Here is a 22,031-nt window from a genome sequence, read left to right as displayed (position 1 = left end):
AGCTCAAATTTTTTTTCCGTCTATCACATTGTCGTAAATGCTAAAAAGTTTCCCGTACACAACTTATTTTATACTATACACAAATGTACTAAAAAAGTGCAACATTTTTATCTTTGACCACTATTCTTTATCATAGGATTTTGTCGAATGAAAATTATTTACACATTTTCAATTTGTAAAGTATACTTTACGTAAAGCTAGCTTTACATTTCTGAAAGGAGTTTAAGAATTTGAAAAATAACATTCGGGAACTACGCAAAGCGCATCAACTTACACAAGAAAAGCTGTCCGAACTTACAGGCGTGTCCCGACAGACGATTATTTCTATAGAAACAGGAAGATTCGACCCTTCCATCAAGCTTGCTTACAAGCTAGCGAAAGTGTTTCAACTGGCCATTGAAGATATATTTATATTTGAGGAGGAGTTATGATGGAGGATTTTAACTGGGGGGCCTTTTTAGGAATCACGCTTGGGATTATTTGCGGACTGACTGGATTATGGTGGGGACGCCGTGCCGCCGCCAAGCAACGGGGATTAGATGAACGATTTGACCTCATCCGAACTAGAGCACGGGCATCCAGTTGGTTTTTCCCAATTATTGGGACGTGCTTTTTTTTCTTGTTATTGCTTTTTGGAGTGAAGCTCTCTGTTGCAGCTGTCCTTGGCATTCTATTGTTCATTCATCTGGGCTCATGGGCGATCTTCGTTCTTTATTATCAAGCGAAGTTATAAGCCGTCAACATTCCATTCATTTTTCCGACTTCAAATATACTGCGAAGTAAGCTAATCCCAATTCGATACCGCATAGTACGATCAGACAGAGTAAAGTTTGGACCATCCTAATCTCCTCCTCTAAGACTTTTTTCAATCTTAAAGGATGAAACCCATACCAGAACAAGACCCTGAATAAAGAAATCTTTAGTTCTCTTATTCTCGCCTCTTGCTCTGAAATGGGTTTCATACGATACAATAAAAAAAAAGAAAAAACGGTGATCCTATGACAAATATTAAAGAAATTGCTCAATATGCAGGTGTGTCCGTCTCCACAGTGTCTCGTGTAATGAATAATCACCCATATGTTAGTCCTGAAAAAAGAAAGAGTGTTTTACAGGCCATTGACCAATTAAACTATTCGAGAAATATCAACGCCATTCATCTTTCAAAAGGCAAAACGAATCTAATCGGCGTCATCATTCCCTTCACCAATCACCCCTATTACGGAGCAATCGTGCAAGGAATTACAAAACAAGCCAATGCTATCGGCTATCATATAGTCATCTTTCAAACACAATATGAAAGAGAAAAAGAAATTCAGGCATTGAATATGTTACAAATGAAGCAACTCGATGGCATTATCGTTTGTTCAAGAATTTCAGAAATGAAAGTCCTCTTGGACTATCAAAAATATGGACCAATTATCTTATGTGAAGATACAGCCCAGGCTGAATTATCGTCCATAAGCATTGATCACTATGCCGCTTTTTCCTCTGCACTTGAATACGTGGTTGCTAAAGGATATAAGAAAATCGGATACAGCCTCGGGCGAAAAAAGAGCAGAAACAGCTCCCTTCGTACAAAGGCGTTTAACGATATTATGAATAAGTATCATCTTTTAAATAAAAAAGAATGGCTGTTTGAAGGCAGTTATCACATCAAAGATGGTGAAAAATTGTTCCAAGATTGGAATTCTATGATAGATAAACCAGAGGCTATCATCATTACTAATGATGACACCGCGTCCGGATTCATTCTTACTGCCAACAAATTCGGAATGAAAGTACCAGAAGACGTGGCCATTCTAGGTTTTAATAATGATAGCCTCAGTGAGATGCTCGATATCACAACCGTTTCCTTACCGCTTGATTGGATTGGCAAAATGGCTGTTGATCTATTTGAAAATCCTGAAGTTATCAGACATGTAAAATTAGATTATACTCTTATGAAACGAAAAACTATTTGAATTATCTTAATTATCCAAATAAAAGATGTTTAAATGACAAACATTTAAACATCAAATTCAAGTGATACATTTAAAAACTAGGAAAAAATAACCTTGAAAAATAATCATTGCGCTATCTATAAGATTATTTTATAATTTTAATATAGTAAAGTTTACTCAATGACCTGCTGACATAGAAGTAATTGTTTGAACTTTATATTGAAATCGTATAGGTTGACTAGAAGTTGACGCAACGATTTATATATTTAGTATAAGAAAATTGAATACTTCCTCATTTACCGATGAGTTAGAGGCTGCGGCTTATAAAAGTAGTACGGACGAGATTCAGGAAAATTGACGACTCCGTTTGAAAGGATAAGTTGCCGAAGTTTAGATATGGTCCTTGTATATCTAGGCTGGCGGTGTTACCGAATAGGAACACCACTGTCACGTTTTATTAACGTGGGGAGCTATCTTCGGAAGGATAAACGGGTTTATTATAAACAGCCGTCGATCTTTTTCGACTGCTGTTTTTTTATATATCGTTCCCTTCCAATAAAAAGGAGTGTAACATCAATTGTCAAATTCACAAACAACATCAAATCCCACTGAGTTGAAAAGGAGCCTGAAAGCACGCCACTTAATGATGATTTCATTAGGTGGAACGATTGGAACAGGTTTATTTTTAGCAAGTGGCGGTGCCATCCATACCGCTGGGCCTGGAGGTGCTTTGGCAGCATACGCAGCCATTGGCTTCATGGTTTATTACTTAATGACAAGTCTTGCAGAAATGGCAGCATTCATGCCAGTAGCCGGTTCGTTCCGTGTCTACGCATCCAAATTCGTCGACCCATCTTTCGGCTTCGCGATTGGCTGGAACTATTGGTATAACTGGGCCATCACAATTGCAGCTGAACTGGCTGCCGTTGTCCTAATTATGAAATTCTGGTTCCCGGACAGCTCGTCCATTATCTGGAGTGCCGTTGCGTTAATTATTATGTTTCTTTTTAACTATATGTCTGTTAAAGGATTTGGCGAAGCTGAATTCTGGTTTGCTTTAATCAAGATCGTGACCGTTATCATCTTCTTAATCACTGGATTTCTAATGATTTTCGGAATCCTGGGGGGAAATGACCCAATTGGTTTTTCTAATTTCACCATGGGAGAAGGTCCATTTAATGGAGGCTTCTTCACAATTCTAGGAGTATTCATGGCAGCAGGTTTCTCTTTCCAAGGAACAGAATTACTTGGAGTTACAGCCGGCGAAAGTGAGAATCCGGAGAAAAATATCCCTAAAGCGATCAAGTCCGTTTTTTGGCGCATCCTTTTATTCTATATCCTTGCGATTTTTGTAATTGGAATGATTATTCCGTTCACAGATGCACGTTTATTAAGCGAAGATGTTGCCGTCAGTCCATTTACACTTGTATTTGAACGCGCAGGTCTTGCGTTTGCGGCATCGGTCATGAACGCAGTTATATTGTCATCTGTGCTCTCTGCTGGTAACTCCGGCATGTATGCTTCAACTCGTATGCTATGGGATTTGGCCCGCGACGGAAAAGCTCCGAAATTCCTTGGCAAGCTCGATAAAAGAGGGGTACCAGTGAATGCTCTTATCGCGACTTCTTTAGTTGGTTGCCTCGCTTTCTTAGCTTCATTTTTTGGAGACGGTGTTGTTTATATCTGGTTATTAAATGCTTCAGGTATGGCCGGGTTTGTCACATGGGTTGGAATTGCGATTGCTCATTATCGATTCCGCAAAGCCTATGTAGCTCAAGGTCTTGATTTGAATGCTTTACCATACCTTGCTAAAGGATTCCCAACTGGACCGATTTTCGCGCTCGTCTTATGTATTTTCATTATCATTGGACAAGGCTACCAAGCTTTCAGCAGCAGCGGGATTGATTGGAATTCAATGTTTGTTTCTTACATTGGCCTGATCTTATTCTTCGCCCTATGGTTCGGCTATAAAATTAAGTATAAAACTAAAATCATCCCACTTGAGGAATGTGATTTTAAAGTAAAATAAGCGTTTTAAAAGGACCTGATTTCCTCTTCAAGAGGAATCAGGTCCTTTTTTTATCATTTCCCACCAGAAGACTCCCTCTTCAAGCGTGTGAGGGGCGAGAGCCCAACGGTAAGGGAGAGATGAATGGCGGTTGGCATAAGCCAAAGTAATCTTTTGGCAAACATACGTTCTGTGGTTAATAATAACTATAAGGGGGTGAAACCAATGGTCGTAAACAAAGCTTATAAATTTCGAATCTATCCAACTAAAGAACAACTAGCTCTAATCAATAAAACGATCGGCTGCTCCCGTTTTGTCTATAACTTCTTTTTAGGCAAACAAAAGGAGAAAGATGCCTACTGGTATATTTGTGAAGAAATGAAGCAGAACAAAGGTTCTTTTCTGAATAAATACGCAACAATCAAAGAACTTCCAGCTTAAAGAAAGAGTATTCTTTCCTGAAAGAAGTAGACAGTATTACCTTACAGAAATCGGTGGAAAATTTAGCAGATTCCTATAGTCGATATTATAAAAAGCAAAACAAGTCACCACGATCGAGATATTAACGCAGGACTCAATCATGAATGAAGCCATAAGGCTTCTAACCGTAGGAACTACGGGAATAGCCTAATTAAAAATTGGCCGATAGGCTAATTTTCTTAGGAATCCCCCACTTCAATCAGACCGTAAGGTCGATAAGTGGGGGGTAGTTCAATTCAAATGATAAACACGGCATTCAAACGGTCGCAGAGGTTTAACGGAAATTTCCTCAATCGGCAGTTGTTCATAATTGCCGATTAACAGTGTAGCAGACATTGTATCTAACCCTTCAGGTATGGAATAGGAAGCTTCATAGTCTTTGAAATTACATAACACCAGCAGCTTTTCTTCATCAAGTGTTCTCGTATAAGCAAATATTTGTTCATCATCAGGCCATAGTAGTTCGTAACGGCCATAAACGACGATTTCATGTTTTTTACGTAATTGAATAAGCTTTTTATAAAAATGAAAGATGGAATTCGGATCGTTATAGGCTTTTTCTGCATTGATCTCCGGATAATTAGAATTGACACCGATCCAAGGAGTTCCCGCTGTAAACCCCGCGTTTCTTGAGTCATTCCACTGAACAGGTGTCCTCGCATTATCTCGACTGCGCGCGTAAATGGCCTCTAGCATCCGCTCTTCTGTCCATCCACACGAATTCACAAGTTCCTCATAAGAATTCAGCGTTTCAATATCGCGGTATTCATCTATTCTTTCAAAGCAAACGTTGGTCATACCCAGTTCTTCGCCTTGATAAATATAGGGCGTTCCCTGAAGCATATGCAGACAAACAGCAAGCATTTTTGCGCTTTCTACCCGATACTTCCCATCATCTCCGAACCTTGAAACAATTCTCGGTTGATCATGGTTATTCCAGTATAAACTGTTCCAACCATCCTCCTCTAAACCAATCTGCCACTTGGAAAGAATCCGCTTTAAGTCACTCAATTCCCACTTTTTGTTACTCCATTTCCCTTCTGGTCCTCCCCCCAAATCCATATGTTCAAATTGAAAGACCATATGTAGCTCACCACGTTCTTTCCCTGTGAACAATTGAGCTTCATCAGGTGATACACCAGGCATTTCACCAACCGTTATCAAGTTATAACCAGAAAGCACTCGCTGATTAATTTCCTGCAAAAACTCATGAATGCGCGGACCATTCATGAAAAATGGACTTCCATCACCATGCTGCTTCCCATACCGGACATCCCCGTCCAAATATCGCTGATCTTTCGAAAGGAAGTTAATAACATCCATTCGGAAGCCATCGACTCCCTTATCCAGCCACCATTTCATCATGCTATAAATTTCTTCACGAAGCTCAGGATGTTCCCAATTTAAATCCGGCTGTTTTTTACTGAATAAATGCAAATAATATTCATCCGTTGCCTCATCATATTTCCACGCCGAACCTTTGAATATGGATTCCCAGTTATTTGGCTCCTTTCCATTCTTCCCAGGTCTCCAAATATAGTAATCCCTCTTCGGATTATCTTTAGAAGACCGGGATTCCTTGAACCATGAATGTTCATCTGACGTATGATTGACCACAAGATCCATCATGATTTTCATTCCACGTTCATGAACTGCCTTCAATAATCGGTCAAAATCACTCATTGTCCCAAACTCAGTCATAATCGAACGATAATCACTAATATCATAACCGTTATCATCATTGGGAGATTGGTAAACCGGAGAAAGCCATATCACATCTACACCCAGCTCCTGTAAATAATCAAGTCTCATCAATATTCCTTTCAGGTCCCCTATCCCGTCTCCATCGCTATCCATAAAACTCCTGGGATACACCTGATACACAACCGCCTCTTTCCACCATGTTTTGTCCATTTCCTCCACACCCTTCATTAAGCAAATTGACATAAATGTTTACATCAATACACCTATTATAAAGAGCGAAACTTCAGAATATTCTTGATTAACGAATCTATTTAAGGAATTTTTATATTATGGATTTTTTTCCTTATTCTGCGATTCCCGTTTGAATCATTTCAATATCTACAGCCAAATCAATTGGAATATGAGGATATACTTCCTCCCAATGTTTTCGATTAAAATTTCTTGTTTTACTTCTAGCGATATCACCCATCGCAATTGGATCTATATTATTTTCCTGAAACATAGTTAACATCTTATTTAGTTTTTTTTCAATGGCCTGCTCAGCTTTATTCTCAATATTTTTCACGTCGAGTGGTTTGCCCAAGTCATACCCTTGTACCTCAAGTATACTTGCCTTTATTTTCACTTCAATCCTGACCTTGGGCTCTTGGTTTGCATGTAAGATATCATAATGGACATGTGATTGAACGTTATTAATATCAATAAAGTCATTATCCTTCAATTTTATTTCATAACTCCCCAGTTTGAAGTTTTCGCTAAGTACTTTGAATAAGAAACCGTCCTCATAAGAAATATACTTACCAATGTACCTGTCCTTTTTAAACAGAGCTATCCCTTTCACCCGTACACGCTCGCCTGCTGTTTCCAATAATGGCATAACCGGATCAATTCCTTTACCATGACTGGCATATAAATAGTGGTGCAAATCGACATTAGGTAAATTCGTTCTGATGTTTTGTTCAATTAGCTCTTTTACTTGAACCCCTGGAGTTTTGGATAACTTCGGCTCTATTTTAACTACATCATCAGCTCTGCCATGAACAACAGCTAAATATAGATTTCTTCCTACCATTGGGTCACGCCTATATGTATCGACATAATCATTGAGGCCTTTTCCAGCTAATTCTTCACTATAGAGAATTACTGATAATCTACCACCAACAATTGGAAATGTGGTTTTAGAGTTTTCTTGCTGACGAGTAGCTTTTACGTCATGAGAAATAGCTTCATAAACTTCCTTACCTAGGTTTGCTTCCTCTCCAAGTTGAGGAACATTGACAACAACTGTTCCCTTAATCTTATGGTCACCAGCATCATCATAGCCAACGACTTCGGCAATTAAGATATCTTCTAAAATTTGCTTCTCCACTCCGCACGCTGTCATTAATACGCAACCTAATGTAATCAATAGTAGTTTGGTTTTCATGGTTTATGATCCCTCACTTTGTAAACAATCAACTGCCATAAAAATAAAAAGGGAAGGTACAGATACATCATATAAAAACCCATACGGGAAATGTACGTATTTAACAAATCGATTTTATTGCGATTATCCAAAAAAATACAAGACACTAAAATAACCATCAGAATAATAACTAACATTTTTTTCTGTCGGAACCCAAATACCCGTTTCGCACATCTGCTTGCAGCCCAGACTCCCAGGCATGCATTCGGTATCACCATAAAAAGCCACATAGAAATTCCTATGTATTCAAATCTTTCAATAAAGGGTAGGTCTACAATTTTCCATAACGTCAAAGTTGCCCAAATAACATCTTTCAGCTGATCCTGGTGATAGTATGCTAATGAGACAAGAATTGAGATGAGATATAGAAAAGTTGTATAAAGTGCCCCGAGATGGGCCCACTTTTGAGACCGTTCACGCTTTTTTATAAATGGATAATAGACCAAGAGCAGTTCAAAACCGAGATAATTCAGCGTCATCGACTTACATGCTTTCATAATATCTAGAAAGGAATGATCCAGGACAGGTGTCAAATTATAGAAATGAGCTTGTTTTAATGGGAAATACTTCAAAAGCATTAAGGGCAATCCAATCATCAGCCCGATCATACAAAAACCGGTGATAACTCTAAACCCTCCCGTAACAAAACTATAAACAAGAATCAGGATGATGGTTAATAACAGCGGGATATTAACACTAGGGAACATCCAAACCTGAATAACCTCTAAATAAGTCCTAATAATAATGATGGAAATCAATATAAAGTAGAGGATAAATACTATATTGAAAGCATTTCCTGCCCATTTGCCAAACAAATCTTGATGGACAGCAACCAAATCAAGTGTTTGTGGACCGCGTCCTAAAATTTTGTAGCACATCCAAAGAAGAATATTTATGATTAATCCTGAAATCAGGACTGATATCCAGGCATCTTGGCCTGCCTCTTTTGCTATGATCCGTTCAAATCCCAATACCCCTACTCCAATTTGCATACCTGGTATGAGGAAAGAGACAAAGAATGGAGAAATCTGTTTAGTCACATTTGTTTGAGCTTCCATGCTTTCTCACCGCTTTCTACACCTTATTCATCAATATCATTTTGGGATTTTTGGGTTTGAGTTTTCTTTCTTATTCTTACTGGATTTTCAGTCCGCAAAAAATGCGGACGTTTTTTCTGTTTTGAAAAGTGAAGTCGAATAAAACTATCTTTAAAATCCTTAATTCTTAGCGGATAAAGCGGTTCTAAATATGGACTGCCAAGTGACGTCAGTTTTAATAAATGACTTAAAATAAATGCACTACATAATGCTATTCCAAACAATCCGTATAACTGGGCGCCCAATAAAAAAGGAAAGCGGATGAGACGAATCGTATTACTAATCTGGTAAATAGGTACCGTAAAAGAAGCAAGGGCAGCCAAAGCGACAAGCATTAATAAAACATTACTAACAAACCCCGCTTCTACAGCGGCTGTACCGATAACAATACCGCCAACAATACCGATGGTAGAGCCGACCTTTGCCGGGAGCCTTACCGCAGCCTCCCTCAGCAATTCAATCGTTCCTTCAAGCACTATTGCTTCTAAAATCGGCGGAAAAGGGATGACCCCCCGTGAGGAGATTAGGATTGGCAATAAATCCGTTGGAATAACCTGATAATGATATGTTAAAACTGCAACATAAAGAGGCGAAGATAAAACAGAAAATAAAACTGCGAAAAGGCGAATCAAACGAAACGAAGTACCGATATTCCAAGTTAGAAAATAATCTTCAAATGACGAAAAAAAACTAATGATGGTGTTGGGACCTATCAATACATGAGGTGATCCATCCAGCATTATCCCTATTTTCCCTTCTGTTAATACACTGGCCAAATGGTCAGGCCGTTCTGTATCAATCAGCTGGGGGAACATCGAATTCCGATTATCTGTTATCAGCTGGCTAACAAAAGAAATATCCACGACCGTATCATAATCGATGTCATTTATTCTCTGCATAATCGTATTAATATTTTGTTGATTAGTAATCCCCTCTATATAGAGAACTACTAACCTGGTTTGTGAGATACTCCCTACCTGAAATTCTTTTGCCTGCAATTCGGGAATTGGGAGACGATTACGGATTAAATTTAAATTCGTATCAATCGATTCTACAAAGGCCTCTTTAGGACCCAGGACAGTATACTCCGACTCTGGAGTAGAAATTTGCCTTTTAACACTGTTGACACATGGAATTAACAAACAATTTTTATCATCTTTTTTGTATTGAATCATGATTGATCCTGTCAGCATCAACTCTTTAATTTCGTTTAAGTCCGCCGTTTCTTTTATATCTCCGACTGGAAAATCACTTTTTAATTGGTGGATATCTTTCTTTGGTTGATTCGAGATAACAGGTAGCAATTGTTCATGGACCTGTTGTGAACTAACTAGTGATTTAAAATAGGAAATGATATAGCCTTCTTCATTTGGGAATAGGTAAGTAAGAAAATCAGATGACTCTTCAAACTTTTTAAACAGTTCCTGAAAATCCTCAGAAGAATGCTGAAAAGCTGTTACCTCAGATTTCTTTTTTCCATTAAAAAACCTCACTTTCCCGCCCCCTAACACCGTTCTAAGTTTACCCAATTATTGTAACCAGACTCCCCAAAGTTAGTCATAAAATCCCATTACCTCAGAACCTGACACAGTAGCTGAATACTCTAGCTAGTGGTTTATCTCTTCATAAAACATAAAAGACCTATCCGTATCATTTTCAAGCTCTTATAAAGCTGAAAATAAAAGAATAAGTCTTAATGTGGAAGGGATTTCACCCCTTATTAATCACTCTGAGCTTGGAAAAATACGTGTTACAAGATCACGGAATTCATCAACAAATCCTTTAACAGGCTTTCCATTATTTATATCGGTAACATAATCATTCATTCTTTGAACAAAATCAGGGTTCGTAGACACATACACTTTTTCTACGGATGAATCGGCTCCTCTTACAGAGTCGGCGATTCTATCTTTCAATTCATTTGTAAGATCCTTATCCGCCCCGTCATTTAGCTCAGCCCCAACATACGCATGATGATCAGTTACAATAACCCAGGCATTTTTTACTTCCTTCAAGGCCTCAACACGATTTGAGATATCTTCAGAAACCCTCAAATCGTTTGTACCATTATCATTTATATTATCATTTAGATCATTATCATTTTGCCTTGTGTCACTTACCCTCATAGGTGTATCATAATTATCCTGATTGTTCCGATTAAGTCCAAGATTTTCATTTGCTCCTTGTTTATCATTAGACGTACAGCCTGAAATCAATAAAGCCATCATCGCACTTGATACTACCGCTTTATAATTCATTTTCCTCACTCCTTACAAATTGTTTAATGCTACTATTTGCAAGGAAGCAATTAATTATTCAGAAGAGGTGACCTTTAATCCAATAATGCCAATCAAAATGCAACCAACAAAAACTAAGCGCATCGCATCTTTTGGCTCGTTAAAGACAATAATGCCAACAAGGACGGCACCGATTGCCCCTATTCCGGTCCAGATTGCATATGCTGTCCCCATCGGCAATGTTTTTATCGCCGATGATAAAAAATAAAAACTAATAACCATACCGACAATCGTTATGATAGAAGGAATTAATTTTGTAAACCCCTCCGTGTATTTCAAACTCGTTGCCCATATTACTTCGAATAATCCTGCAATAACTAAGTATAACCAAGCCAACTTTTTCCCTCCAATACAGAAAAAAACCCAGTAGGTTATAAATATAACCTCCCGGGCTTTTTTCCCTCCGTGTACGCAAAAAAATCCTGCGCGCTTCTCTCGGACCATCCTGCAATTAAACTGCGGAACCCTAGAAACTTTTTATCCCCATACTATATCACGCAATATCAAAAGTGGTCAAATACATCCTCAACCGTTTCGTCTGCTTCTAAGGTTCCATTTTTCACCCTTGATTGTAAGCCAAATATTTTTAAATGGTTCCGGCGTTTGTTTAGCTGCATCAACTGTATATTGAACGGCCTCTTTTTTATATTGAACATCTTCTGTGATTTCCTGCTGTATCAATGCTAGCTGATCCGTCTCTGATTTAATTTGATCCGTTTTTGCCTGAATCCGTGCAACGGTTTCCGTCACGTTCTCAATTGCAGGTTTAGTATCCTTATATGTTTTGAGTGCAAAAAAGACTAAGTAAATAATGGCTCCAATGAAGAGGGCAAGACTAATATATACAATTAACATCTATAATTCCTCCTTCTTCTTTTATCTCTAATATACCCATAATACTGGGCAGAAAACGACTGACTATGTATTTTATTTTATTCCTGGACATATTATTGAAGAGAAAAGGAGGAATGAAAAATGAATCACACACCTCTCATTAAGGCTTGTCTTAAAGCTGGGTTACACTTTATTAGACATATGACCATTCAGCAGGCTGCCACAATTGCAGGAATCGTTTTTCTTATCATTCATCCAGAAATATTTAGCCCTATTTGGCTAACCCTGGCAACCTCTGTCTTAATATTACTCTTTCTTTGACATGAAAATACCCCTCTATAAAAAAAAGTTTTACCGCAGGTGTTTCACTAACAGCTTTTAAAAGTTCACCCCAAACATCAAATTATTTGAGTTCTGTGCAATCATTTTTGTAAACATTTCTTTTACCTTCGATACACTTATGATTTGTCCTTGCTCACTTTCTCTACTCATTGAAAATATTTGCACATACAATCTTTAATTAGTATTAAATATCTTCCTGGAAGTTTCCCTCAAGCCACAAGACTACATTGAGGTACATACTGAACAAGAAGGCAACAGGCCACCGCGTAAAGTATACTCGATTAATGAAAAGGGCAAACAATATTTCACGAACTATTCATTCCTAACCTCTCATCAGCTGAATCTACCGTTGGAGAGAACCATCCCTGTGCGGAAAAGCAGACTTTCTGAGAATATGAATTTCATAAATATGTTTGATCAAGCATCGATACATGGGACATGCCTTGGGGTTGATCTTGCAATAGAGCATAAAATCGCTATGTGCTAAGGCAGAAACTTAATTCATAAAAAAACCGTCCCTATCCTTAAAGTGTAACAGGAAAAGGGATGAACTTGGCTCTTAAAAGATTACCCTTTCAGGAAACAAAAATAACCAATTTCCCAAAATGGACCTTGAGGGGGATTAAATGAATGTTAAACCCTTATTTAATTAAAAAGAAAAAAACTGTAGATTCCCTATTTGGTAACTATATAAACTCCCCCCCTTCCTACTACAGGATGGGGGTTTGTCGATTAGAGACATATTCCTTTATCCATTTAGAATTGTAAAACATCGTCTAAAAGTTATAAAGAATGATAACCTATACCTATTATCCGAAAATTATAAAAATTGTTATAATTAGGCTATATTCCAAAAATCCTAAGGAGGACTTATTTTCATGGATACTCTCATTCAACAGTTTAAAGCTTTACCTACCACGGCCATTTCTGATGCAATGGATGGATTGAACAATCTAGACTCAGCAATTAAACCCCTAAAAGATGATTATCATTTTGCCGGACGCGCATTAACTGTCCAGGTACCAGTCGGTGATAATTCAGCCGTTTTAAAGGCAATCGGTGAGGCCCAGGCAGGGGACATATTAGTTGTTGACTGCAAAGGGGATACATACCGAGCTATCGCTGGTGACTTTGTTGTGGGCATGATGCAAACAATGGAAATTGAAGCTCTCGTCGTCGATGGAGTTATTCGTGATCTAGCAGCCATTAAAGATCTAAATTTCCCTGTATTCAGTAAAGGGACCACTGTTGCCTCAAGCGGAAAGGCTGGTGTGGGTGAAACCAATATCCCAATTTCCTGTGGTGGTGTCACTGTATATCCAGGCGACATTATAATAGGGGATGTAGATGGAGTCGTGGTCGTCCCTCAAGCTATTTGTGAAGAAATATTAAAAAAAGCAAAAAATAAAATCGTAAAGGATGAACAGCGTGCAGAAAAGTATGCAGGAAAGCCTGATGAAATCAGGAAGTATATTGCCATGATGACTGCAAAATCCTAAAGAACTGCCTTATTAAAATTATCCCTTAAACTATAAAAAAACAGGCAGGAAGCTATTGCTTCCTGCCTGTTTTTTTATTAACCATTTATTTATCAGACTCAGCTTTTGAATCAACTTCTTTTGAATCTTCTTCATTGTATGTGTAATCATAATCCTTCGGATCAATCGGTTTAAAACCATTTGGAGTATAGAATCGGAGTAAGTCTCCGTTTACGACTTGGTCGGATAAATTAAGCATCTTTTCAGCTCTCGTTTTATAATTGAGAATGTCTTCATTCTCCTCGACCAATTCTCCAGTATTAGTATCATAGTACTTTCCTTTAATGGAAGTAACATCTGGCGTTACAAAGTCTCCATTCCTGAAAGGTACTACTTCATTATGATCTTTTGACAATAAATCTGAACCGAATTGTACATAATCATTTGATTTAATCCCTAACAAATGTAGTAAAGTTGGGAGAAGATCTATCTGTCCACCGTATTGATGCATTTCCCCGCCTTCAACGCCTGGAACATGAATCAATAATGGTACACGTTGTAATTGGGCATTCTCAAACGTGCCTACTTCTTTGTCCAGTACTTTTGACATCGCTTCTTTATGGTTTTCAGAAATACCATAGTGATCGCCATACATAACGATTACCGAGTTATCATATAGGCCTGATTCTTTCAGATAATCGAAAAATTCTTTAAGCGCTTCGTCGGCATAGCGTGCAGTTTGGAAGTAACTATCAACCGATGCATCACCCGTTGTTTGTTTACCAATTGTTGCTTTTTCCTGATCCATAGCATATGGGAAATGGTGAGATACTGTTATGAATTTTGTATAGAAAGGCTGCTTAAGTGTTTCTAACATAGGAATGGATTCTTTAAAGAAAGGCTTATCCATTAATCCATAACTTAGTACTTCTTCTTTATTTTCCATATTATAATGGTTTGCATCGAAGAACTGATTAAAGCCAAGAGACTTATACATATTATCCCGGTTCCAGAAAGATTTATAATTACCATGGAACACAGCAGATGTGTATCCTTTTTGTCCTAAAATCGCTGGTGCCGCTTGATACGTATTTTGAGATCGATTTGTGAATGCTGCCCCCTGTGGTAAACCAAACAGAGAATTTTCGAGCATGAATTCAGCATCCGCTGTTTTACCCTGACCAACTTGATGGAAGAAATTATCAAAATACATGAAATCAGATTTATCATGTGCAAGTGAGTTTAAAAATGGAGTTACTTCTTCTCCATTCAACTTATAGTCAATCAAGAAATTCTGCATGGATTCCAAATGCAAGTATATGACATTCTTTCCTTCAGCTGCACCGAAGTATTTAGGATTAGGCTCAGCGCTTGTCGCTTTTGTATAGTTGACGACTTCTGCGATATCCGTGCTATTAGCTGTTGCACGCTGAGCATAGGTTTTAGTATTCTGAACCGCATCATAGACAGTATAGTTATACATGCCTAGATATTTGACAATATAGTTCCTGTCAAACGTTCTCGATAATAATTGCGGACGATCCTTTTCAGCAAGTCCCAAATTGATAGCGAAAATTGCAAGTCCTGCAAGGTATACCATTCCAACAGTACGACGTTTAATTTTGATGTCTTCCACTTTAAAGTCTTTGAATTTATATAAAACAATTAAAAGAACCGTATCAAGGAAATAAAATACATCATGGCCTTTAAATAATTCTAAAATACTCGGTCCCAAATCCCCGGCATTTTGCACTTGTGTCAAGGTTGGTAATGTAATGAAATCGGTAAATGAACGGTAGTATACAATATTGAAGAATAGCCATAAGGACATCAATAAGTTCAACCGAATAATCCATTTAAACGATTTTTTACCTTTTGCCAGTAATGCCAACCCAAAGAATAAAATAGCTGAACTAATCGGGTTTATGAATAGCAAAAACTGTTGTAGTCCATTTTCAATACCTAAGTTAAATTCAACTCGATATCCAATATAAGTTTTAATCTGAAACATTACTACGGCAATAAAGAAAAAGCCTAGTACATTATTTGCAAATAAATGCTGGCTCTTTTTAAGAAAATTATTCATGCTTTCACCTCTATTAATCTAGTGGTTTATATATATAAATTTTTACATACTTACAGAAGACGGAAAATCGCAAACCTTATGATAGCATTCTTTCCCTTAGATAGTCAAGATTGCGCAAAACCACTTTTTGTCACAATATTTACTATTGCATAAAGAACGCTTCTTTAGCTTATGAACAAGCCTTTGAAAAAATAACAGAGTTTCGCCCCGCCTTTGAAGTATGATTTCCTATAATAAATATATAGGAACTCCAAATCTTATTCCAATAAATATCACCATAAATTCCTGGTAAATGTGGATGACAAGTTATATTTATTTTCACTTCCCTTAGGCTTTTACCATTATAAACGACTCCTTATAAAAACACCAGTACATTACAAAAACTGTAAAAAAAAATTCTTTAAACATCGAAAGCTATTAGATTTATCCTAGATTTTTTTCCCGATAATTCGACAGTATAAAAATGATCTGCTTTTTTTTCATTTTATTTATGTCAGGAATTACTCCCTGAAAACTTTTTAACTTCGAACATCTACCTGCAGGGCTTCTCTTTCAATATCTCCGACCTCATACGCGAGTCGGATACCTACTAATAACTCAAAGCATTTATCCTACATTTACTTGTATTCCTGACTGTAAAAGATGCAATTCTTATGCTCAATTCGAGTATTATCGACAACATCGCCTTCCAAATGTCCCATAATTCGATCATTTGTATATTCTTTTTTTCAATATTTTTAGGCTTCTTTTGATTAACACCGCAATTATTTATTAAATAATTGTCTATGTTAAATAAGTGTTGATTCACAAACACATTGTAAAAATATCTCAAAGAACATATGGAAAGCGAGTATTCTTTTTCTCTATCTAGATATTTTTCATCTGCTCCATTTTTTCGTGCGGCAACCAAAAGAAATAAAGAATTACAGGCTGAAAATGATTACAAATGGAATAACTGAAGTGAAAAATGTCACCAGCCACTTGTCTTTTTCCGAGGATCAACAGTGATGATGCCTTTATCTAACTTTTCTACGGCATCACCAGATACGTACGTTACTAAGTTCTTGTTTTCATCATACCCCTTATGCTTCCCTGTGATTTTATATTTACTGCTTTCGGACTGCATCGTAAGTGATGTTACTTCCCCACTCTCCAAAAAAATAGAACTCATCGTCATTTTCTCTGTTTGTTCATTGATATTATTCAAGACTCATACAAATCCAATGATGACCAGCCAAAGTTCACTGAGATTTTTGACTTTAATATACCCCTGACTCATAAATAGCAGCAAGATAAATAGCATTGCTATACAAACGACATATAATAGGAAGAAAGTATATTTATTCTCTTCTGGTTTTTGTTTTTTTTGGTTCCCTGCTTTAAGCTCCTAGGAGTCCAATTCCAGCTTTTGATCTCCTTGGCTGCTATCAAATCCATAGCTGGGATTGCATTCACTGTGGTGCTCAACTACAAGGCTTGGTTAACGGTCGTTGAGCATAAGCCCTCGTTATTTAAAGGTGGGGATTTTCAATAGGTGCAGTCATCTTTCATTATGGTATGTTCTCTTAGCCTATTTGTTATATGAGCAAATCTGCTTTATATATAAAACAAAAAAAGCCTGCTTTCACTTTACGTGAGAGCAGGCCTTGCTTTACATCTTTATTATTTAATACCCTTAGAGATTTCTTTAACCATAGAATCAACAGACTCTAAACCGCCGCCTGATAAGTACCAGTAGTTAGGATCAAGATAAATGATGTTGCCTTCTTTATAAGCTTTTGTATTTTTTACAATATCATTTTCAACTGTTTCTTTCGCTGCAGCTCCATCACCAGCAACTGCATCTCTATCAACTACGAAAAGGTAATCAGGGTCTTTTTCAGCAATGTATTCAAAAGAAATACTTTGACCATGTGTAGATACTTCTAATTTATCATCAACTGCAGGAACGCCGAATACATCATGGATAATACCAAATCTTGAATCAGGACCGTATGCACTTACTTTTCCACCGCTAGCAAGAATGATTAAACCTTTTTTATCTGTTGGTGCTTTTTCTTTCAAAGCAGTGATGTTTTCTTCAACACTTGCAAATTCTTTAGCAGCTTCTTTTTCTTTACCAAAGATTTTACCAAGAAGTGTTACGTTTTCTTCAAATGATTCCATATATTTTGTAGTATCCACACCTACATAAACTGTAGGAGCAATTTTACTTAATTCTTCATATGCATCAGATTGACGACCTGAAATAAGGATTAAGTCAGGAGCAATCTCGTTAATTTTTTCGAAGTCAGGTTCTTTTAATCCACCAGCATTTTCAGTTGTACCTTCATATTTAGAAAGGTATTCAGGAAGGCCATCATGAGGAACAGCAGCCACTTCTACACCCAATTTATCAAGTGTATCAAGAGTTCCCATATCGAATACGACAACTTTTTCAGGGTTTGTTTTTACTTTCGTCTCTCCTAGTTGGTGCTTAACTGTTATTTCTTCGCTTTTAGCCGATTCTTTTTTCGGACTTGATTCTTCTTTTTCATTATTTGATCCACAAGCTACAGCCACTACAGCCAGCATTGCTATTAATAGCAGTAAAGATAATTTCTTAATCATTAAAATGTCACCTCAAAAAGTATTTTTTATTATTTAAAATTACATGTTGAATCCGTAACTTGTTAGAACCCATCGTTTTTCCCTCTTTTTCCTTATATTTAAACAGGAGGCGGCTAATTCTTGGGCGCCCGCCAACTCTTAACAGCCTAAAGAGTGTTCTTAATGTTTCCTAGTTTAGTTACGAATACCTGAAGTAATTTAAAACCAAATGGCATAGTTCCTAAGTAAAGTACACGCAGATCTTATTATCATTGATATTTTGAATCTCAATATCCATATCATAGATTTCCTTTAATACATTGGAATTAATGACTTGTTCGGTAGGTCCATTTTGGACAACCTTTCCATCCTTCAATGCAACAATATAGTCGGAATAACAGGATGCAAAATTAATATCATGAATGACGATAATGACTGTTTTCCCTAATTCATCAGCCAACCTTCTTAATACCTTCATGATTTGGACAGAATGCTTCATGTCCAAATTGTTCAAAGGTTCGTCAAGAAGTACATACTCTGTATTTTGTGCAATTACCATTGCAATGAAGGCCCGTTGTTGTTGGCCCCCGCTAAGCTGGTCAAGAAACTTATCCTGCATATTCTCAAGTTCCATATATTCAATCGCTTCATCGACATATTTCCAATCCTCTTTAGTCAATTTCCCTTGTGAATAAGGGAATCGACCAAAGGCGACGAGTTCACGAATCGTCAATCGGATATTAATGTGGTTAGCTTGCTTTAAAATGGCGATTTTTTTCGCAAGCTCATTGCTGTTGAATTTCCCCATGTCTTTACCATCAATCAGGACTTCCCCTGAATCTTTAGTAATGAGTCGGCTGATCATCGAAAGAACCGTACTTTTCCCCGCACCATTAGGGCCGATGAAAGAAGTGATTTTTCCTTTGGTAATTTCAATGGATACATCTTCGACAACCGTTTTATTATTATATTTTTTGAATAAACTTTTCACTTCTACCATGACTTATTCTCCTTTAATAGAAGATAGATGAAATAGACACCGCCAACAAAGTTGATAATGACACTCAAAGTTGTAGAGAAGGTGAAGATTCTCTCAACTATGAATTGGCCGCCGACCAAGGCAATCACACTAATCAGCATCGCACCTGGAAGGATATGTTTGTGCTGATAAGACTTAATAAATTGATACGCCACATTGGCAACAAGTAAGCCGAGGAATGTGATAGGACCTATCAGGGCTGTTGAAATGGAGATTAAAATCGTGACAACGATTAATACCCGTTTCGTTACAAAATCATAATCCACACCTAAGTTGATGGCTTGGTCTCTCCCTAAGGACATGACATCTAAATACTTCAAAAATCTCATAAAATATACGATTACTGCTATCATAAGGACAATAGCTAACGTCAATAAGTCCGTATTGACATTGTTAAAACTCGCAAACATTTTATTTTGAATGATTTGAAATTCATTCGGGTCAATCAATACCTGCATAAATGATGACATACTGCCGAATAATGTTCCGAATATGATGCCTATCAGCAAGAGAAAATATATATTTCGATTTTGCTTGAACATGAACTTGAACAGCAGACTGGAGAAAATAAGCATAGCTGTCAAAGTAACCAGAAAATTTAGATTTTTATTTAAAATCATGACATGTGTTGAACCGAACAGGAAGATGACTCCTGTTTGAATCAGCATATACATAGAATCTAATCCTAAAATGCTTGGTGTTAAAATTTTATTATTTGTTACTGTCTGGAAAACTACTGTTGCGAAGGCAATCGCACAACCAACTACAATGATGGCGATAATTTTGATAACCCTTCTTGGAAGTGCATAATCCCAATTCGGGCCAAGATCCCAAAAGATATAACCTGCCGTTAAAACAGTTGCAACAACAGCTAGTAAAATGATTTTTCCTTTATTATTCATATGCCTTTCTCCTCATTATCAGATAGATAAATACGGCGCTTCCTATTACACCAACTACGAGACCTATCGGAATTTCAAATGGATAAATGATAATCCGACCCAGAATATCGCAGATCAATAGGAACACAGCCCCTAGCAATGCTGTATGAGAAAGACTCTTCTTCAAATTATCACCAAGGTAAAGTGAAACAATATTAGGTACAATCAGTCCTATAAAAGGAATTGTTCCCACCGTTAACAAGACGACGGTAGAGGATAATGCTACGATTACCAATCCAAAATTGACTACAAATTTATAATTGAGTCCAAGATTGATAGCAAACTCCTCACCCATCCCTGCCACAGTGAATTTATTAGCAAAGAAGTATGCGAGAATGACCAAAGGGATACTTATGTATATTAGTTCATATCTTCCCGACATAATCATCGAGAAATCACCATTCATCCATGTGTTGAGACTTTGAATCAAATCATATTTATAAGCAAAGAAAGTTGAAATAGATCCGACGATATTACCGAACATCAAACCAACCAATGGAATGAAAATCGTATCCTTGTATTTAACTTGATCAAGAATTTTCATGAACAAGAAAGTGCCTGCCAAAGCGAATATGAATGCGAATGCCATTTTCTCAATAAGTGCTGCGGATGGAAAAATGATAATAGCAAGAAGAAGACCCAACCTTGCAGAATCCATCGTACCGGCAGTTGTTGGTGATACAAATTTATTTCTACTCAATTGCTGCATGATTAAGCCACTGATGCTCATAACCACCCCAGCAATTACAATAGTTACCATTCTAGGAAAACGGCTTTGCAGCATAATTTGCACTTTATCATCACTTAAATCTAATAAATCGAGTGGCGTAATATCTTTTACTCCAATGAATAATGAGGTAAATGATAAAACAATTAACGCCATGACTAAATATCTTATCTTCATCTTCATTTCCTACTCTTCCTATATCAGTAAAAACACAGTGATAATATTTTTAATTAAAAATGTCTGAATAAAGACTATTATTAAGTTTTTATCTATCTTTAATAAAAATAAGACCCATGAGCTACAATAACTGCACGTGTTTTCCTTTTTTTTGATAATGAGATTCATTATCAATATCGTATTCATTTCTATTCTACCATTCCTTTGACATGTGTCAACATATACAAGCGAATTACTTTGATAAATTGGAAATTGTATCCGTTCTTGTTCACACAATCTATATAAAGTTCTTGTGTATTAAATTCTTTCAAACCATGCATTTCGCAACATTAAGTGATAAAATCAAAATAACATATATTTACTCTTCCAATGAAAGTAGCGATATGATGAAAACCTTTCTTTCTAAAATGTTCACCAAAAAAGAGAAAATCCAGATTGAATTTTGTCAAAATAATCTTGACCGTTTCCTTAATGAGCAAACACTCGCTGTGTTTGGAAAGTTCTTGACGAACCCCCGAATTCAATATAAAGAATATGAATGTTTAAGTGAATGTAAACTTTGTAATAAGACACCCTATGCTAAAGTAAACGGGCAGATTATGAGTGGGGAAAATACACAAGATCTTTTAAACCAGTTACAAAACATATTAAAATAAATACGGGCCAAGCAACTTCAAATTGCTTTGGTCCTTATTTTATTGTAGAGACTTTAACTATATCCCTAAAATTATAATGAAGAAAACCGTGTAGAAAAAAACCTCTATAACTCCTATTCCTTCTATATTATAGGAGTGCATAAAAGGATTAGCTGTATCAGCCCCTCTGGA

The 22,031-nt window shown here is 36.9% G+C and carries 21 protein-coding genes and 2 riboswitches; of the genes, 8 read left to right on the top strand and 13 right to left on the bottom strand.

Translation table 11 applies throughout. The features are described 5' to 3' along the window. Nucleotides 1-230: 230 nt before the first annotated feature. From JFU24_RS18550 to JFU24_RS30390, 5 genes are all read left to right on the top strand, one after another. The gene (locus JFU24_RS18550; protein WP_056524628.1) at nucleotides 231-431 is read left to right on the top strand and encodes a helix-turn-helix transcriptional regulator; all 201 of its coding nucleotides are present in this window, start codon (nucleotides 231-233) and stop codon (nucleotides 429-431) included. Then, the gene (locus tag JFU24_RS18545) at nucleotides 431-733 is read left to right on the top strand and encodes a hypothetical protein (RefSeq protein WP_201187243.1); all 303 of its coding nucleotides are present in this window, start codon (nucleotides 431-433) and stop codon (nucleotides 731-733) included. The genes JFU24_RS18550 and JFU24_RS18545 overlap by 1 nt, the downstream gene beginning before the upstream one ends. Nucleotides 734-998: 265 nt before the next feature. Then, nucleotides 999-1,961 carry a LacI family DNA-binding transcriptional regulator gene (locus tag JFU24_RS18540; protein WP_201222710.1) on the top strand — a complete coding sequence of 321 codons (963 nt, stop codon included), beginning with the start codon at nucleotides 999-1,001 and terminating at the stop codon, nucleotides 1,959-1,961. A gap of 279 nt (nucleotides 1,962-2,240) precedes the next feature. Then, nucleotides 2,241-2,421, top strand: a riboswitch (Lysine riboswitch). A 96-nt stretch (nucleotides 2,422-2,517) separates the two neighbouring features. After that, entirely contained in the window at nucleotides 2,518-3,969 is a 1,452-nt protein-coding gene (locus JFU24_RS18535) for an amino acid permease (protein WP_242485361.1), read from the top strand. 204 nt (nucleotides 3,970-4,173) lie between these two features. Next, nucleotides 4,174-4,389: a helix-turn-helix domain-containing protein gene (locus tag JFU24_RS30390; protein ID WP_242485360.1), complete on the top strand. Its 216-nt coding sequence runs from the start codon at nucleotides 4,174-4,176 to the stop codon at nucleotides 4,387-4,389. Between the two features lie 270 nt (nucleotides 4,390-4,659). On the opposite strand, the gene JFU24_RS18525 is transcribed toward JFU24_RS30390, so the two are convergent. The 7 genes from JFU24_RS18525 to JFU24_RS18495 form a co-directional block, all read right to left on the bottom strand. Further along, nucleotides 4,660-6,342 (bottom strand): glycoside hydrolase family 13 protein, encoded by a 1,683-nt coding sequence (locus JFU24_RS18525; RefSeq protein ID WP_056525373.1) that lies wholly within the window; start codon nucleotides 6,340-6,342, stop codon nucleotides 4,660-4,662. Nucleotides 6,343-6,475: 133 nt separating this feature from the next. After that, the gene (locus JFU24_RS18520; protein ID WP_201187246.1) at nucleotides 6,476-7,558 is read right to left on the bottom strand and encodes a Ger(x)C family spore germination protein; all 1,083 of its coding nucleotides are present in this window, start codon (nucleotides 7,556-7,558) and stop codon (nucleotides 6,476-6,478) included. Further along, nucleotides 7,555-8,655, bottom strand: a complete 1,101-nt coding sequence (locus JFU24_RS18515; protein ID WP_201187247.1) for a GerAB/ArcD/ProY family transporter — start codon at nucleotides 8,653-8,655, stop codon at nucleotides 7,555-7,557. The genes JFU24_RS18520 and JFU24_RS18515 overlap by 4 nt, the downstream gene beginning before the upstream one ends. 23 nt (nucleotides 8,656-8,678) lie before the next feature. Then, the gene (locus JFU24_RS18510; protein WP_342214690.1) at nucleotides 8,679-10,187 is read right to left on the bottom strand and encodes a spore germination protein; all 1,509 of its coding nucleotides are present in this window, start codon (nucleotides 10,185-10,187) and stop codon (nucleotides 8,679-8,681) included. A gap of 231 nt (nucleotides 10,188-10,418) precedes the next feature. Beyond that, nucleotides 10,419-10,952 (bottom strand): YhcN/YlaJ family sporulation lipoprotein, encoded by a 534-nt coding sequence (locus JFU24_RS18505; RefSeq protein WP_201222708.1) that lies wholly within the window; start codon nucleotides 10,950-10,952, stop codon nucleotides 10,419-10,421. A 54-nt stretch (nucleotides 10,953-11,006) separates the two neighbouring features. After that, complete coding sequence (gene sugE, locus JFU24_RS18500) at nucleotides 11,007-11,327, bottom strand: quaternary ammonium compound efflux SMR transporter SugE (protein WP_201222706.1); 321 nt, start codon at nucleotides 11,325-11,327, stop codon at nucleotides 11,007-11,009. A gap of 46 nt (nucleotides 11,328-11,373) precedes the next feature. Next, nucleotides 11,374-11,472, bottom strand: a riboswitch (guanidine-I (ykkC/yxkD leader). Nucleotides 11,473-11,516: 44 nt separating this feature from the next. Further along, nucleotides 11,517-11,846, bottom strand: coding sequence for a DUF948 domain-containing protein (locus JFU24_RS18495; protein WP_201222705.1), 330 nt, complete (start codon nucleotides 11,844-11,846; stop codon nucleotides 11,517-11,519). Nucleotides 11,847-11,966: 120 nt separating this feature from the next. On the opposite strand from JFU24_RS18495, the gene JFU24_RS18490 reads away from it, so the two are divergent. Together JFU24_RS18490 and JFU24_RS18480 are read left to right on the top strand one after the other, a co-directional pair. Continuing rightward, nucleotides 11,967-12,146 carry a hypothetical protein gene (locus tag JFU24_RS18490; RefSeq protein WP_053348658.1) on the top strand — a complete coding sequence of 60 codons (180 nt, stop codon included), beginning with the start codon at nucleotides 11,967-11,969 and terminating at the stop codon, nucleotides 12,144-12,146. A gap of 899 nt (nucleotides 12,147-13,045) precedes the next feature. Continuing rightward, nucleotides 13,046-13,666, top strand: coding sequence for an RraA family protein (locus JFU24_RS18480; protein WP_201222704.1), 621 nt, complete (start codon nucleotides 13,046-13,048; stop codon nucleotides 13,664-13,666). 85 nt (nucleotides 13,667-13,751) lie between these two features. On the opposite strand, the gene JFU24_RS18475 is transcribed toward JFU24_RS18480, so the two are convergent. The 6 genes from JFU24_RS18475 to JFU24_RS18450 all read right to left on the bottom strand — a co-directional run bounded on the left by JFU24_RS18475 (nucleotide 13,752) and on the right by JFU24_RS18450 (nucleotide 21,204). Then, the gene (locus JFU24_RS18475) at nucleotides 13,752-15,731 is read right to left on the bottom strand and encodes an LTA synthase family protein (protein WP_201187260.1); all 1,980 of its coding nucleotides are present in this window, start codon (nucleotides 15,729-15,731) and stop codon (nucleotides 13,752-13,754) included. 970 nt (nucleotides 15,732-16,701) lie between these two features. Then, on the bottom strand, nucleotides 16,702-16,938 hold the full coding sequence (locus JFU24_RS18470; RefSeq protein ID WP_201250277.1) for a hypothetical protein: 237 nt from the start codon (nucleotides 16,936-16,938) through the stop codon (nucleotides 16,702-16,704). Nucleotides 16,939-17,393: 455 nt separating this feature from the next. Next, nucleotides 17,394-18,338, bottom strand: coding sequence for a siderophore ABC transporter substrate-binding protein (locus JFU24_RS18465; RefSeq protein WP_201188116.1), 945 nt, complete (start codon nucleotides 18,336-18,338; stop codon nucleotides 17,394-17,396). Nucleotides 18,339-18,561: 223 nt separating this feature from the next. Then, nucleotides 18,562-19,320, bottom strand: a complete 759-nt coding sequence (locus JFU24_RS18460) for an iron ABC transporter ATP-binding protein (RefSeq protein ID WP_201187265.1) — start codon at nucleotides 19,318-19,320, stop codon at nucleotides 18,562-18,564. After that, nucleotides 19,314-20,261: an iron chelate uptake ABC transporter family permease subunit gene (locus tag JFU24_RS18455; protein ID WP_053348652.1), complete on the bottom strand. Its 948-nt coding sequence runs from the start codon at nucleotides 20,259-20,261 to the stop codon at nucleotides 19,314-19,316. The genes JFU24_RS18460 and JFU24_RS18455 overlap by 7 nt, the downstream gene beginning before the upstream one ends. Further along, nucleotides 20,254-21,204, bottom strand: a complete 951-nt coding sequence (locus JFU24_RS18450) for an ABC transporter permease (protein WP_053348872.1) — start codon at nucleotides 21,202-21,204, stop codon at nucleotides 20,254-20,256. Before JFU24_RS18450 ends, JFU24_RS18455 begins: the two co-directional genes overlap by 8 nt. Before the next feature lie 209 nt (nucleotides 21,205-21,413). On the opposite strand from JFU24_RS18450, the gene JFU24_RS31385 reads away from it, so the two are divergent. After that, a complete protein-coding gene (locus JFU24_RS31385; RefSeq protein WP_207198793.1) occupies nucleotides 21,414-21,860 on the top strand; it encodes a DUF1450 domain-containing protein in 447 nt (148 codons plus the stop codon). Nucleotides 21,861-22,031 lie beyond the last annotated feature (171 nt).

It is taken from the genome of Peribacillus sp. TH27, from assembly GCF_016650915.1.
GTDB lineage: Bacteria > Bacillota > Bacilli > Bacillales > DSM-1321 > Peribacillus > Peribacillus butanolivorans.
Note: the sequence above shows the minus strand (reverse complement) of the source record. Positions and strands in the feature narration are given on the sequence as shown.